This is a genomic window from Flavobacterium stagni, from assembly GCF_004122105.1.
GTDB classification, from domain to species: Bacteria; Bacteroidota; Bacteroidia; order Flavobacteriales; family Flavobacteriaceae; genus Flavobacterium; species Flavobacterium stagni.
In genome coordinates this window covers 750,664-766,174 of record NZ_SBKN01000001.1, presented here as the reverse complement: position 1 = coordinate 766,174, position 15,511 = coordinate 750,664, and the positions used below count along the sequence as shown (strand labels likewise).

Sequence of the window (15,511 nt, the reverse complement as noted above, 5' to 3'; positions counted from 1 at the left end):
GTATAACCTTCCCCAAACCGAAATAACAAAAGCAAAATGATTAAAAAAGTAACTTTAGGTCTGGCACTGATTACCTTGTCAACCTCCTGCGTATCCAAAAAGATTTACAACGAATTGGAAAACAAATACGCCGATTTGAAAAAAGAAAACCGTCAATTGGCGGACGAAAATGAAAACTTGCAAAAAGCCAAAGGACAGCTCGAATTGGATGGAGCCAAACTCAAAGCGGATTACGACAAACTCAAAGCCGACCGCGATAAATTGCAAACCGAACTCGTAGCTTCTGAAAAAAACATGAAAAACTTGCAAGCCGCTTATTCTGCACTTGAAAAAGACAGCAATGACGCACTGAGCAGCAACATTAGCAAGAACCGCGAACTCTTAGCGCAATTAGAAGCCAAAGAAAAAACCATCGCGGCCGAACAAGAGCGTTTGAATAAATTACGCGCTGAATTGGAAGCGAGTTCGAAACGTTTAAATGAACTAGAAGCCTACATCGCAGCAAAAGATGCCAACATGAAACGTTTGAAAGACAATCTTTCCAAAGCCTTGAATGCTTTTGAAGGAAAAGGATTGACAATCGAACAAAAAAACGGCAAAGTTTACGTTTCTATGGAAAACAAATTGTTGTTCCAAACGGGTAGCTGGGCCGTGGGTGTTGAAGGGAAAAAAGCCGTGGTGGAATTAGGAAAAGTGCTCGCACAAAACCCCGACATTTCGGTATTGATCGAAGGCCACACCGATGACGATAAAATCTTAGGAAACATTGGCGGCGGTATTGAAAGCAACTGGGATTTATCCACCAAACGCGCCACAGCCATCGTCAACATTCTTTCTGAAAATAAAGACATCAACCGTCAAAGTTTGACCGCAGCCGGTCGTGGAGAATATGCACCTTTAATGCCCAACACCACACCCGAAGGCAAAGCCAAAAACCGACGCATCGAAATCATCTTGACACCCAAATTGGATGAGATTTCCAAAATGTTGGACGAATTATAAAAACACCAAAAGGGGCCGAATTTCGACCCCTTTTTTCATTTCTACCAAAGTAGAAAATCAACCCTAACCATAATCTATCATTGCGTTTAACTAGCTTTAGCGCTTCTTTTTTTTAAATTATTTCTTCATTTTTTACACGATTGAATACCCAGAAAATAATGGGGAATACCAATAACGTTAATATCGTTGCTGAAATCAAACCACCGATAATCACAACCGCCAATGGTTTTTGGGATTCTGATCCAATTCCGGTGGAGAGCGCAGCAGGCATCAAACCAATAGCCGCCATCAAAGCCGTCATAACAACAGGGCGCGTACGCACTTTCACCGCTTGTAAAATGGAGTTTTCCATATCCATATTCGCTTTCAAATTCTTATGGAACTCAGAGATCAATATCACCCCATTTTGAATACAAATTCCGAACAAGGCAATAAATCCAACTCCGGCAGAAATCCCGAAATTAATTCCGGTTAAATGCAACGCCAAAATCCCGCCAATCAAGGCGAAAGGAACATTCGCCAAGACCAATGCCGCATCTTTGATTTTTCCAAACATGATGAATAACAAGACAAAAATCAAAATCAAACTTACAGGAACCACTTGTCCTAAACGGTTGGTGGCACGCACTTGGTTTTCAAATTCACCAATCCATCCCAATTGATAACCCTCTGGTAATTTTACATTTTTAGCAACTTTTTCTTGTGCTTCAGCAATAGTGCTCCCCAAATCGCGGTCACGAACAGAAAACTTGATTCCAATATACCGTTTTAAATCATCACGATATACAAAGGCAGCCCCTGTTGCCGCTTTAATTTCGGCAATCTCTTTAAGTGGGACTTTGGTATTACGCAAGGTAGGCACCATCAAATTCCCCATATCATCGGAATCTTTTCGGTAATCTTTATCGTACCGGATACGGATATCAAATTTGCGTTCGCCTTCATACTTCTGTGTCGCTGTTTTTCCGCCAAAAGCCATTTCCAACACTGCTTGCGCATCGGCAATAGATACACCATACGCGGCCATTTTCTCTTTATCCAACGTCACACTCAACTCCGGCTGACCGATATTGCGAATGATTCCTGGTTCTTTTACACCATCAATATTCTTGATTTGATCGAGCACAATTTTGGATAAACTATCTAATTTCTTTAAATCTTCCCCATATATTTTTACCCCATTGGAAGCTTTAAACCCAGCCACGGCCTCTGCTACATTATCAATAATGGGTTGGGAATAATTGTAGGTAATCCCTTGATACTTTTTTAATTTATGATCCATTTCATCTACCAATTCATCTATGGAAATTTTGCGTTTCCATTCGGATTTTGGTTTCAGATTCACTTGCATTTGTGCAAAATAAAATCCACTAGGATCGGTCCCGTCATTACTTCTTCCGGTTTGTGTCAACACGCCATTGACTTCAGGAAAACTGACAATTTCATTTTTCAATTTTTTTACCATTTTTACGCTTTCCTCTAAGCTTTCACTCATTGGCATTTCAGCTGTTACCCACAAAGCCCCTTCATTCAACGGCGGTAAGAATTCGGTTCCTAAAAACTTCGCCAAACCCAAAGTGACCGCTAAAATCCCGATGGCAACTGTTAAGGTTAATCGTTTGTGGTGAAAGGTGAATCGGAACCCTTTTTCTACAATTCGATTCCAGAAATCCACAAACTTGTTGTTTTTTTCTTTCACATTTTTATTCAACAACATATGCGACAAAACAGGCACCAAGGTCAAGGTGAACAATAAGGCGCCTAACAAGGCGAACCCAAGTGTATAGGCCAATGGTGAGAACATTTTTCCTTCTACTTTTTGGAAAGAGAAAATGGGTAACAAGGCCGTAATGATGATCATTTTGGAGAAGAAAATCGCTTTCCCCATTTCGGTTCCTGTTTTTTTAATCCAACCGCCTTTAGCGAGTTTATTGAATTTCTCCATGCCGAGTTGTGCCGCCTTGTGATCGAGCATGACAAAGAGCCCTTCGACCATGACGACGGCGCCATCGATGATGATTCCGAAGTCGACTGCACCCAACGACAATAAATTGGCACTCATGCCCATCAAATTCAGACAGAAGAACGAGAACAACAACGCTAGTGGAATGATAATCGAAACCACCACAGTTGTTCGCCAATCGGCCATGAATAGCAAGACCATCAAGGTTACTAAAAGAATTCCTTCGACCAAATTGTGCATTACTGTATGCGTACAGAATTCCATTAAATTATCCCGATCGTAGAAAACTTTCAATTCTACATCTTTGGGTAATACTTTTGTTTGAAGTTCGTGCACTTTTTCTTTTACGCGTTCCAAGACTTGAGGCGTATTTTCGCCTTTGCGCATCACCACTATTCCTTCGACCACATCTTCATTATCATTTAATCCGGCCTGACCCACACGGGGCATCGAACCTTCATTTACGGTCGCTAAATTTTTCACCAAAACAGGATTTCCGTTATCTTGGGTGACAATAATATTTTCAATATCAGGAATGGATTGCAACAAGCCGATACCGCGAACTACATAGGCTTGTCCATTTTTTTCAATCACATCACCGCCCACATTCAAGTTGCTTTTGCTTACCGCATCGTACACTTGAAGTGGTGTTAATTTGTATTTTTCCAATTTGCGAGGATCCACACTGATTTCAAAAATTTTAGTTTGTCCCCCAAAAGCATTGATATCGGCTACCCCAGGAACAGAGCGCAAAGCACGGTCCACCACCCAATTTTGAATGGTCAACAAATAGCGTGAATCTTGGGTTTTACTTTCCAACGTATACCGGAAAATCTCACCTGTTGGCCCGTAAGGCGGTTGCACTTCTGGTTCGACATCATCGGGCAAATTCACGTTACGTAATTGGTTATTAACCTGATTACGGGCAAAGGCATCATCCACTCCATCATCAAAAATGATTTTGATCACCGACAACCCAAACATGGACGTACTGCGCACGCTGGTTTTTTTCTGTAAGGAAGTCATTGACAACTCGATAGGCGTTGTAACAAAACGCTCTACCTCTTCGGCACTTTTCCCATTCCATTGGGTGATAATGATGATTTGCGTATTGGTCACGTCGGGAAACGCTTCAATAGGCATATTTTTAAAAGCCAAAAACCCACTGATGGCCATGATGCCGACCCAAAAGAACGTAAACGCTCTATTTTTTAGGGAAAAAGCAATGATATTTCGAATAAAACGATTCATAGTGTAGTTGGTTTTGGATTAATCATTTAATGCATCGTAGAAGTACAACTGATTGTGTGTAATCACCGTTTCTCCTTCGTTCAATCCCGAAGCGATATAAGCGATATCGCCCACTTGGCGAAAAACTTCCACAGGACGGGTTTCCAAATTGGTTTTGGATTTATACACCATCACATAATTTTTGTTGTTGTCAAAAATTAAAGCCGAAGCAGGTATCGCCAACATACTTTTGTTTTCTTTATAAGACACGTTAATCGTGGCTTTACTCTCGGGTACCAAAAGTGACGCGGAATTATTCAACACCACACGAATATTCATGGCGTTGGTTTCAGGATCGATCACTTTAAAAATCTTATCCACTTTACCCGAAAACTTTTTATCGGGATTGGATAACGTAGAAACCGAAGCGTCCATGCCCAAGCCCACCTGATTGATATCGCTTTCGTTCACATTGGCAATCGCCCAAACATCATTGGTATCGGCTACGTCAAAAATATTGTCGGTGCGATCACTGCGCAATTGCATATCCTGATTGATGTTTTTTTGAATTACATACCCGCTAATCGGTGCTACGACTTGGTAAATCGAGCCCGGTTTGAGGTTGTAGATTTTATAAGTTTGTTGCATGCGATTGAGCTGCGATTGGGCCACAGACAAATCACTTTTGGCTTGCAACACTTCTTTCTCGGTCACTAACTTCCCTTCAAACATTTCTTGGGCGACTTTCAGGGCATTTTTGGCCACCAGAACCTGACTGCGGGCATCCTGCAAATCCTTTTCATAACCGGCCGCTTCTGTACTGCGGATGGTGGCCATAATTTGTCCTTTTTTTACGTAATCACCCAATTCGACATAGACTTTTTCTACATTACCTCCCACTACAGGATAGACCTCAATCATTTTGTTTTTGTCGGCACTAATCTTTCCAAAAAAGCGCAACTCATTTTTTAATTGTTGGGATTCTACTTTGGCAAATTGAGTCGTTTTCAGCATCACATCGGTGATTTGAAATACTTCTTTTTTCTCAGTTTCTTCTTTTTTAGAACAAGAAACCAAAACAACTAAGGAGGCAATAAGGGTATATTTTAAAACGGTTGTTTTCATACGATTTGGTTTTTAAAAAAGTTTAGCGGCTGTGGCGTAATTAAGCGTTTCACAGGCATTGATTAGGTTTTTATGAAATTGATTTAGTGTAATAACACTGGAATTATAACTTTCCATAAAATCGGTAAATTCCAAAATGCTGATGTTGCTTTTCTTGAAATTGGTATAAATTCCTTGATAAACGGTTTCCAAATCTTGAGCAATCGGACTGCGAGATGATACAAAGCTATCTTTCAACTCGACGTACTTTTGATAGGCTGTGGTCACTTCGTTTTGGACTTCCAAATTCTTTTGTTGGTTTCCGGCCTTGTCTTGATCCAATTGAAATTTGGCAATTTTGATGTTGCCTTTATTTTGGTTCCAAAGCGGTAATGGAATACCCAACGTCAAATTGGTTTGGTTATTAAAAGCCCCTCCGCGTTGGTCATAGGCTGCGCCCAAAGTAATCGATGGCAAGGCAAGCGACTTTTGTAATTTGATGTTCCAATTGTCGGCTTCCAATACTTTTTGACTGCGCAAAACATCGGGGCGGTTGGTTAAAGCCATTTGTTGCAACTGTTCGGGTTGGTAAAGCAATCCGGCTTGATAGACTTCCAATTCTTGTGGAGTTGGCGCCGGTGTTAAATTGATGTCATTTGAATTTAAAAGTGTAATGAGTACGTTTTTGTTGTCCAAAATTTCCGTCATCAATGCATTGCGGTCGCTTTTTAAACTCAAATACAAATTCTGTAAGCGCACCAAGTCTTTTAACGACACATTGCCTTTTTGGGTTTGTAACGAATAGGCATCAATCAATGTTTTTAAATTGTCCCGTTGTTTGTCAATTTCGGCAATGGATTGGGTGTCGAAGTAAATGGCAAAAAAAGCGGTACGCAATTGAAATTTTAAATCCCGAAGTAGTTGGTCAAAATCCAATTGGGTAATAGCGGCATTGGATTTAGCCAATTCAATTTGGTTTTTGCGCTGGCCCCCAATTTTAATCACCTGTTGAATGTAGGCGGCTTTCTGACCTTCTTTTCCCGCATTAAAAAACTTTTGATCATTGTTGGGCGCCCAAGCATTGACTTCACCGCCTACTTGTGGTAAATCCCAAATTTTGGATTGCAGGACTGCCGCTTGCGCTTGGTCAATGTTGTAGTGACTGGCGAGAAGCATTAAATTTTTGTCTAAGAATTGACGTTCGCAATCTTGAAGCGTCAACTTTTGTTGTCCCATCATCCCGATGGTACACAAGAGAAACGATAAATACGTAAAGGTTTTCATATCGTAGGTTTTACGATACAAAATTTCGGCATCCACCTTAAAGTGACCTTACAACCGACTTAATTTTACCTTAAATGAAATTTTAGGCTGAAAATACGATTTGAAATTGATTCGTTTTGCCGTCTGCAGTATACTGAATTTCGGCTCCATGAAAATCCAAAATTCGTTTTACAATCCGCAATCCCAATCCGGAGCCATGAATGTTGGCCGAATTTTCTCCCCGCGCAAAAGGTTGGAACAATTTATGTTGCTCCTCTGCAGTTAGTGTTTTTCCGGAATTTTTAACCGTTACAAGCGTGGTTGAAGCATCGGGTTGCTGAATCAATACGGTGGCTTTTTTATCTTCAGAATATAAGTAAGCATTCTTTAAAAGATTCACGATGACGATTTGCAGCAAAGATTTAAACCCATGAATTTCGAAAGCATTGTCAACCGCTTCGTTATCTTCCAACTCAAAATGCATGGTGAAATCGGGGAAGTTGCGTTGCATCTGACTATAAGCATCAAAAACCAAATCGTCCACGCGTAACGTTTCCAATTTCTTGCCAATTTCATCCTGATTTAATTTGGCCAACAAGAGTAAGGAATTAATCAAATCCGCCATTTGGTGCACATCGTTATTGATGTTTTTCAAATACTGCTCGGTTTCTGGGGGATGGTTACCCGCGTTCATTAAGTTTTCCAACTGCAATGAAATTCGCGTAAGCGGCGTATACAATTCATGAGATGCGTTGGACGTAAATTCTTTTTGGGTATTGAAGGAAAACTCCAAACGATTCAACATTTGATTGAAGGCTTTGGTCAACAAATTGATTTCGTCGTGACTTTGATTTTCGACCAAATGAATATTTAAAGCATTGGCAGAAATGGTCGTGATTGTTTTTTGGAATTCATCCAAGGGTTGCAATAATTTTTTGATGAAAAAATAGGTCAGCAACCAAACCAGCGTAATACTGATGATGTACGTAATAATTAAGGAATACAACAAGTACTGCATCTTAGAATATCCGTATTTGTCTTGCGCTGAAATCAACACATAGTAATCGGTGTTTTCAAAAGGCAAATAAATTCCTAAAAGCTCTTGGTCGCCATTGACTTTATAAAATGATTTTTCATTGTTCAACCTTACCAAATCATCTTTGGTATACTTGATTTTGGAATCGTCCAAACTTTGGTAGACCAATTTATACTGACCATCAAACACCAAGGTTTTTTCGTTGTAGAGTTTGTTGATGGTGTTTTGATCGATTAACTTGAGAATGGTGTTGTCAATTTCTTTTACTTCCAACAACAACTTGGCGGTAGTCAACGCTTTTTCGGTCAAGCGATCTTTAAATTCTTCTTTCCTAAAATTGGAAAAACTGATATAAATGTAAGTGGCCGCCAATCCGAATAAAATCGAAAAGGCAATGGATACATTAATGGCAATTTTTCGTTTTAAGGTCATGCTTGTTCCGCTAAATAATACCCAAATCCTGGACGGGTATGGATGAGTTTGGAATCAAAATTTTTATCCAATTTTTTGCGTAAAAAATTAATGTACACCTCAATCGTGTTGAGATTACTATCAAAATGATTGTCCCACATTTGTTCCGAAATCGAATGTTTGGACAAGGTGCGTCCGTTGGCTTTTGCTAATACCAGTAAAAGTTGGTATTCTTTCGGCGTCAACTCGATTTTCTGACCGGCTCGTTTGGCTGATTGTTCCCGAACATCTATTTCTAAATCGCCGATAACAATCAATTCTTTGGCTTCTTGGGGCTGACTGCTGCGACGCAATAAGGCTTGAATGCGCACAAACAATTCGTCAAAATGAAACGGTTTCACCAAGTAATCGTCGGCGCCCATATTGAACGCATCCAGTTTGTCTTGAATATCGCGGTAAGCGGTCAACATCAAAATGGGCGTTGTCGCATCCGTCTCCCTGATTTTTTTACACACATCCAGTCCGTTAATTTTAGGCACATTGATGTCTAATAAATAAATGTCATAGCCCCCTGATTTCTGTTGGCGAAAAAAGGTTTCTCCATCAAAAACGGCATCACATTCAAACTGCATTTGGTGTAAAAAGTGAACCACTTCTTTGGACAACACCAAATCATCTTCCATTAAAAGGGCTTTCATGACTTGCGGATTTATAAAAAGTAAAATTACATATTTCAAGTATCGCTTCTATGTATTTTTCAGGTTTGTTTAACAAAAGTTCGTTAACCGCCTTTTTTAGAATTGTGTACTTTTGTGCCTCAATCACCCAAACCATGAAATACACGACTCTTCCCCGTACCGATGTGAAAGTGAGTACGATTTGCCTCGGCACGATGACCTTTGGTAACCAAAACACCGAAGCTGAAGCCCATGACCAGTTGGATTACGCCATTGAGCGCGGGATTAATTTTATCGATACGGCCGAAATGTACCCCATCGGCGGGAATGCGCAAATCTTTGGAAGTACCGAACGATTTATTGGGACTTGGATTAAGAAAATTGGGGCGAGTGAACGCGAGAAATTGGTGTTGGCAACGAAAATTGCCGGACCCAACCGCGGCATGGAATACATTCGTCAGCCGTTGGATTTTTCCAAAAAGAGTTTGCACGAAGCGGTAGATTTGAGTTTGAAAAACCTCCAAACCGATTATATTGATTTGTACCAAATGCATTGGCCCGAACGCATAATGAATATGTTTGGGAAACGCGGGTTAACCGATTTTGACACCCAATGGCAAGACAATATTTTGGAAGTATTGCAGGTTTTTGACGGTTTAATCAAAGAAGGGAAAATCAAACATATTGGCGTTTCCAATGAAAATCCGTTTGGCGTGGTGCGTTTCTTACAAGAAAGTGAGCGTCATGGATTACCGCGCATCGCGACGATTCAAAATCCGTATTCGTTGTTGAATCGCTTGTTTGAAGTGGGATTGAGCGAATTGTGCTACCGCGAAGGTGTGGGCTTATTGGCATATTCTCCTTTGGCTTTCGGATTTTTATCAGGAAAATATTTAAACGGCTATCCCGAAAATTCGCGAATGAAGTTGTTCCCCAATTTCACGCGCTACACCAACGAAAACTGTTTTACAGCAACGCGTTTGTATAAAGAATTAGCGGAAGCACACGGTCTAACTTTGGTGCAATTGGCGGAAGCTTTTGTACACCGTCAGTCGTTTGTGACCTCAACCATTGTAGGCGCTACGAGTTTGGCACAATTAAAAGAAAACCTCGATGCGTTTTCGATCGAACTCTCTGATGACGTGTTAGCCGGCATTCAAAAAATACAGGAATTACATCCCAACCCTGCTCCTTAAAAAACAAAAAACCTGACGTAAGTGTCAGGTTTTTGTTTTTTACTTTTAGTCTTCTTCCGCAATACGTTCTTTAAACGTTTCCCAGCCTTTTGAGCTGAGCATTTGTTTATTGCCTATTTTTTTACCTTTTACATAACTGAGGATATATTGGGCGCGATCTTCGGATTCGGGATGGGTTGAAATCCAACCAAAACCATCGGGCATAACGTCTTTTTGGGCCAATTGGTACATGAAATCAGCCATGGGTTTCGGGTTAATGTTGGCTTTCATCAAATAATCAACCGCGGTTAAGTCGGCTTCTTTTTCCAACGCGCGATCATACGCCGATGAAGAAAGTGTTTTGAGTATTTCACGAATTAATGCGCCATTCCCGCCTGAGGCCGATAGCAATACCGACAACCCGATTTCTTTGGATAACTTTTGCATCACGTGATTCTTGCGAATGTGCGCAATTTCGTGACCCAAAACCGCTTGTAGCGCTTCTTGTTTTTTACAATCTTTGATCAAACCGGTATACACCACCAAGTGATTATTTGGCATGGCAAAGGCGTTCACCTGACTGTTTTCGACAAGGTGCAAATGAATGGAATCTTTTGGGATATCATTGGCTTCTAGAATTGGAGAAATCAAAGAATCCAAGGTTTTTTGTAAGGTATCATTATGGATAATGATTTCACTTTCTTCTACTTGTTTCCAAAGCACATCACCCAATTTACTTGCGGTATTCAATTTCGTTTGCTTGATATGGAATACTTTGATAAAATCGATTTGGGATAATCCAAAAAACAAACCGAAAAATAAGGCCAAAAGGACAATTCCTTGAATAATAACTTTATTGAGCTGATGCATCGGGCTTACAGATTAAATTTGTTAAAGGACCAAAAAACCACAATTCGACGTGTTTTCCTTTTCGGGTAGTCACGGCTAAATATATGGTCGATATAAATTCGGTGATATTGAATAGAATTACCGTAAACAGATAAGCGAAGTACGAACCTGAAATCGGATAATTATAAAAAATAATGTCAATGGTCCACCAGAAACCAAAGCTATTCATGCACAACAAGCCCGCTTGGGAAAACAAGGCTTGGGTACAATGCCAACGCACAAAATAGGTGCCTTTTCGGTTGGCAATAAAAAAGAAAAACGTGGCTATTAAATTGATAATAGGCAACGGCAACCCCGCGACCAAAGCAACTAAAGACATCAAATAACTGTTGGATGCTTTTTCGGCTTCGTGCTCAGAGGGTTTATAGGGAAAATTGAGGTTTTGAATCATAGCTGTTTATAAATATTCCAAATCCAATTGGCAAGAACCAAGCCAATTAATACAATTGCAACAGGGCGTTTACGAAGGAAAGCCTCTGACTTTTGATAAAAATAAAAGAATCCCGATTTACGGGTAACATAATCATAGCCTACCCAAAACGGTACGACAAGCATAACAATTGCCATTACATAACCCAATGGATTGGTCATCATGGCTTTGTAAAATTCGCCTTGGTACAAATGTTTTATTGAACGGGTTGTACCACAAGACGGACAAGGATAACCGGTTGCATTTTTGAAAAGGCATAAACCAACACCGGTATCTGGATCTCTAAAATAACTGTAAATTAAATAAAACAAACCCGAAATGGAGACAATCATGACGATAGTGTACAACCGATTTCGGGTCATATTTTTTTAGCTTTTAGTATAAAGCGTTTTGGAATTTTTCCATGTTTTTCTCACGTGTTACACCCATGATTAAGAACCAGTCCACAATGCTCCAAATTCCTAATCCACCACAGGTTAATAACTTCGCAATACCCAATCCCGTATCTCCAATGTAGAAACGGTCAATTCCTAAACCACCCGCTAATAAAGAGATGATTAAACTTGTAGTAGGGTCTTTGAATTGAGTAGTTTGAACCATAGCCCATTTTGACTCGTCTAAACTTAATAAACGCTCGCGAATAGCAGGTAAATGATGTGCTTCGAAGAATTTTGAATTAGCCATCATGAACATGTCTACTTTTTGTGAATCCATAATTTTTGTTTTTAGGTTGATATAATTTTTCAGCTTGTCGGTTCTAAAGTAAGAAAATTATTTGAAACCACTATCTATTGGCTCCCAAAGTTCGATTTTGTTTCCTTCAGGATCCATAATCCAACCAAACTTTCCATAGTCATACGACTGCGGTTCCCCCACTATTGTTACACCTTGAGCAGCTAATTTTTCCAACAATCCTTCCAAATCGCTTACTCGATAATTTAGCATAAACGGTTTTTCACTGGGTTGAAAATAGTCCGATCCCGCCTCAAAAGGCGACCATTGCGTCATGGCATCTTGCCCTTGGGCATCTTTCCACCAAAATGACCAACCGTAATCATCCACAGGAATTCCTAAATGCGTTCCGTACCATTCGCGCAATGCTTTTGGATTGTTGGATTTAAAGAAAAACCCACCCAAGCCAGTAACTCGGGGTTGTTCGGGTACTATTTGCTCGGCCAATCCGTAGTGCATTTTAATTTTATCTACAATGGTTTGGGCTAATTTTTGATGACTTTCAAAAGTCCACCCCGCTATATGCGGCGTCAACAAAACCTTTTCTGATTGTAAAAGATAGGCTAATGCTTCGGGGCGGTTGTCATCGGTAAACAAACTTTCAAACGAGAGTTTTTCATATTCCAATACATCCAAACCTGCTCCCAATATTTTCCCTGATTCCAAGGCCGTGACTAAATCGGCAGTCACTACATTTTTCCCACGCGAAGTATTGATCAACCAAAAGGGTTTGGCAAATTGCTGTATAAAAGCAGCGTTCACCATTTTATCTGTTTCGGGCGTCCAGGGAATGTGCAAACTCAACACATCGGCTTCGGCTTGTAAGGTGGCCAAATCGACTTGTTGGGCAAATGCATCGCCTACATTTTCTTGGATGTCATAACAAAGCACTTTAACCTCAAAACCTTGCAGTTTTTTGGCCAATGATTTCCCCATATTCCCATACCCAATAATCCCGACGGTTTTGCCTTCCAACTCATACCCGCGGTTTCCTTCGCGCACCCATTGCCCTTGGCGCACCATGCGATCGGCACGATTCAATTGATTCATTAAGGACAACAACATCCCCAAGGCTTGTTCACCCACCGCATTGCGATTCCCTTCTGGAGCGGCAATTAAATGAACGCCTTTTTGTTGGGCATATTCGATATCAATGCTTTCTAAACCAGCGCCAACCCGAGCAATAAACTGCAGTTGAGTCGCTGCGTCGAGAAAGGTTTTGTCAATTTTAAAACGACTGCGAATGACGATGCCGTGGTAGTGGGCAATTTTGGTTTCCACAGTGGCTTTGTCTGAAGTATAATCGGCTTCATTCAAAAAACCGGCAGCTTCCAATTGTTCCCAAAGCAAGGGATGATTGGAATCCAAATGTAAAATACGAATAGCGGATGGTTTCAAAACGTGTGCTTTTGATTCCAAACAAAGATAAGAAAGGGGAATTGGAAATCGGACCTAGAATCCTAAAATCAAACGAGCGATGGAGAAGTAAATCAAAATCCCGCAAATGTCGTTACTGGTGGTGATAAAAGGTCCCGTGGCCAATGCTGGGTCGATACCCATTTTATCCAACAATAACGGTATAAACGTTCCAATCAACGAAGCGATGACAATCACTGAAATCAAGGCTACGGCAATGATTTCGCCAATTTGCGTGGCATAGCCTAGGAGAAAATGACTTCCCAAAAACAAGATAGTAGCTAAGATGATTCCGTTTAACAACGAAAGAGAAATTTCTTTAAGTAGTCGGTTCCACAACGAACCGCTGATGGAGTTATTCGCCAAACCTTGCACGATAATCGCAGAAGATTGTACGCCCACATTTCCGGCCATCGCGGCAATTAATGGAGTAAAAAAGAACAACTGTCCGTGTTCTTTCATGGCGGGTTCGAACAACCCAAGTGTATGTACGGAGATAAATCCGCCAAACAAGGCAAGTACTAACCAAGGTAAACGCGCACGGGTGAGTTCGAGAATGCTGTCATCCGCCTCAACGTCTTGCGAGATACCGGCCGCCAACTGGTAATCTTTGTCGGCTTCTTCCTTAATCACGTCCACGATATCATCAATGGTAATGCGCCCTACGAGTCGGCCCATTTCATCCACCACGGGAATCGCTTCCAAGTCGTATTTCTGCATGATGCGCGCCACTTCGGTATTGGACGTATTCACCCGAACGTAATCCACTTTTTTGATATAGACGTCGCTAATGGGCGTTTTGGTCGAAGTGGTCAATAAATCTTTTAACGACAAACGTCCTTTTAATCGGTTATCATCGTCGACCACATAAATGGAATGGACACGAGTAACATTTTCGGCCTGCAAGCGCATTTCCTTGACGCAGGTTAGCACATTCCAATTTTCATTGACTTTCACCAACTCTTTTCCCATCAAACCCCCGGCAGTATCTTCGTCGTAGCGCAACAAATCCACAATGTCTTTGGCGTGTTCAACGTCTTCGAGCTCGGAGATTACTTCTTCTTTTTTGCTCTGAGGGAGTTCGGCAATAATATCGGCAGCGTCGTCGGTATCGAGTTCGTCGATTTCTTCGGCAATCTCTTTGGCCGACATCCGTTTAAGAATTTTTACACGGAGTTCCTCGTCGATTTCCATGAGGACATCGGCTGTTTTTTCAGAATCGAGGATGCTAAAGATGTAAGAAGCCTGATTATCATCGAGTTCTTCCATGATCTCGGCGATATCGGCATAATGCAGTTCGCTAAGGAGGTCGTGCAGTTCACGCTCCTTATTGTGCAGAATCAAATTATCGATTTGATCCAGTAATTCTTTACTGATTTTAAACTGCATAGGCCTCAATTTTTCGGGTCAATTCGATAAAATCTTCGGTGGACAATTGTTCCGGACGAAGGTCAAATATAGAATCTTCCCGCAAAGAATCGGGCAAATTTAAGGATTTTAAACTGTTTCTAAGCGTTTTTCTGCGTTGATTAAAGGCGGTTTTTACCACATTGAACAACATTTTTTCATTGCAGTCCAAATGGTAATTGGATTTTCGGATCAAACGAAGCACACCCGACTTCACTTTTGGAGGTGGATTGAAGACGTCTTCGGAAACCGTAAACAAGTATTCGGCGTCGTAAAAGGCTTGCACTAAAACGGACAAAATACCATAGGCCTTCGTCCCTTTTTTTTCACAAATGCGTTCGGCTACTTCTTTTTGAAACATTCCTGAAAACTCGGGAACACGGTCGCGCATTTCCAACATTTTAAATACAATTTGCGTCGAAATATTGTAGGGGAAATTGCCGGTAATGGCAAAAGGTTTTCCGTCAAATTCTTTGTAAAAATCGTGTTTCAAGAAATCTTTAGACAGAATTTTTCCGTGTAATTTCGGGTAATGTTGGGACAAATAGTCAACCGATTCGGTATCGATTTCAATGACGTGCGTGTCGGTGTTTTTTTCCAACAAATACTTGGTCAAAACACCCATTCCGGGTCCAATTTCAAGTACGGTATCGTAACCCTCCAAGGACAAGGTATCGCCAATGCGACGGGCAATGGTCTCGTCGGTCAGGAAGTGCTGACCTAAATGTTTTTTGGCTCTAACTTGATTCATGGGTA

Annotated in this window: 14 protein-coding genes and 1 pseudogene; 2 read left to right on the top strand and 13 right to left on the bottom strand. The window is 40.9% G+C overall.

The annotated features are described in order from the left end of the window. Positions 1-36: 36 nt before the first annotated feature. A complete protein-coding gene (locus tag EQG61_RS03375; protein WP_129460477.1) occupies positions 37-1,002 on the top strand; it encodes an OmpA family protein in 966 nt (321 codons plus the stop codon). Positions 1,003-1,114: 112 nt separating this feature from the next. Here EQG61_RS03375 and EQG61_RS03370 read toward each other — a convergent pair whose 3' ends face one another. The 5 genes from EQG61_RS03370 to EQG61_RS03350 form a co-directional block, all read right to left on the bottom strand. Continuing rightward, positions 1,115-4,216: an efflux RND transporter permease subunit gene (locus EQG61_RS03370; protein WP_129460476.1), complete on the bottom strand. Its 3,102-nt coding sequence runs from the start codon at positions 4,214-4,216 to the stop codon at positions 1,115-1,117. Between the two features lie 18 nt (positions 4,217-4,234). After that, the gene (locus EQG61_RS03365; RefSeq protein WP_129460475.1) at positions 4,235-5,320 is read right to left on the bottom strand and encodes an efflux RND transporter periplasmic adaptor subunit; all 1,086 of its coding nucleotides are present in this window, start codon (positions 5,318-5,320) and stop codon (positions 4,235-4,237) included. 12 nt (positions 5,321-5,332) lie between these two features. Continuing rightward, positions 5,333-6,583 (bottom strand): TolC family protein, encoded by a 1,251-nt coding sequence (locus EQG61_RS03360; RefSeq protein WP_129460474.1) that lies wholly within the window; start codon positions 6,581-6,583, stop codon positions 5,333-5,335. A gap of 82 nt (positions 6,584-6,665) precedes the next feature. Then, complete coding sequence (locus EQG61_RS03355) at positions 6,666-8,030, bottom strand: sensor histidine kinase (protein ID WP_129460473.1); 1,365 nt, start codon at positions 8,028-8,030, stop codon at positions 6,666-6,668. Beyond that, positions 8,027-8,707, bottom strand: a complete 681-nt coding sequence (locus tag EQG61_RS03350) for a response regulator transcription factor (protein WP_129460472.1) — start codon at positions 8,705-8,707, stop codon at positions 8,027-8,029. Before EQG61_RS03350 ends, EQG61_RS03355 begins: the two co-directional genes overlap by 4 nt. 134 nt (positions 8,708-8,841) lie before the next feature. Between EQG61_RS03350 and EQG61_RS03345 the strand changes: the two genes are divergently transcribed. Continuing rightward, on the top strand, positions 8,842-9,882 hold the full coding sequence (locus EQG61_RS03345; protein ID WP_129460471.1) for an aldo/keto reductase: 1,041 nt from the start codon (positions 8,842-8,844) through the stop codon (positions 9,880-9,882). A 45-nt stretch (positions 9,883-9,927) separates the two neighbouring features. Here EQG61_RS03345 and EQG61_RS03340 read toward each other — a convergent pair whose 3' ends face one another. The 8 genes and pseudogenes from EQG61_RS03340 to rsmA all read right to left on the bottom strand — a co-directional run bounded on the left by EQG61_RS03340 (position 9,928) and on the right by rsmA (position 15,506). Beyond that, positions 9,928-10,731 (bottom strand): M48 family metallopeptidase, encoded by an 804-nt coding sequence (locus tag EQG61_RS03340; RefSeq protein ID WP_129460470.1) that lies wholly within the window; start codon positions 10,729-10,731, stop codon positions 9,928-9,930. After that, a complete protein-coding gene (locus tag EQG61_RS03335; protein ID WP_129460469.1) occupies positions 10,715-11,161 on the bottom strand; it encodes a hypothetical protein in 447 nt (148 codons plus the stop codon). Before EQG61_RS03335 ends, EQG61_RS03340 begins: the two co-directional genes overlap by 17 nt. Beyond that, positions 11,158-11,562, bottom strand: a complete 405-nt coding sequence (locus EQG61_RS03330; RefSeq protein ID WP_129460468.1) for a DUF2752 domain-containing protein — start codon at positions 11,560-11,562, stop codon at positions 11,158-11,160. Before EQG61_RS03330 ends, EQG61_RS03335 begins: the two co-directional genes overlap by 4 nt. A gap of 13 nt (positions 11,563-11,575) precedes the next feature. Continuing rightward, complete coding sequence (locus EQG61_RS03325; protein WP_129460467.1) at positions 11,576-11,914, bottom strand: TM2 domain-containing protein; 339 nt, start codon at positions 11,912-11,914, stop codon at positions 11,576-11,578. 57 nt (positions 11,915-11,971) lie between these two features. Next, entirely contained in the window at positions 11,972-12,391 is a 420-nt protein-coding gene (locus EQG61_RS13930) for a VOC family protein (RefSeq protein WP_394345557.1), read from the bottom strand. After that, positions 12,383-13,330: pseudogene (locus EQG61_RS03320) on the bottom strand (2-hydroxyacid dehydrogenase); the annotation flags it as partial. The gene EQG61_RS13930 and the pseudogene EQG61_RS03320, both read right to left, overlap by 9 nt. Positions 13,331-13,384: 54 nt before the next feature. Next, the gene (mgtE, locus tag EQG61_RS03315) at positions 13,385-14,737 is read right to left on the bottom strand and encodes a magnesium transporter (RefSeq protein WP_129460465.1); all 1,353 of its coding nucleotides are present in this window, start codon (positions 14,735-14,737) and stop codon (positions 13,385-13,387) included. Next, positions 14,727-15,506 carry a 16S rRNA (adenine(1518)-N(6)/adenine(1519)-N(6))-dimethyltransferase RsmA gene (gene rsmA, locus EQG61_RS03310; RefSeq protein ID WP_129460464.1) on the bottom strand — a complete coding sequence of 260 codons (780 nt, stop codon included), beginning with the start codon at positions 15,504-15,506 and terminating at the stop codon, positions 14,727-14,729. Before rsmA ends, mgtE begins: the two co-directional genes overlap by 11 nt. Positions 15,507-15,511: the final 5 nt, after the last annotated feature.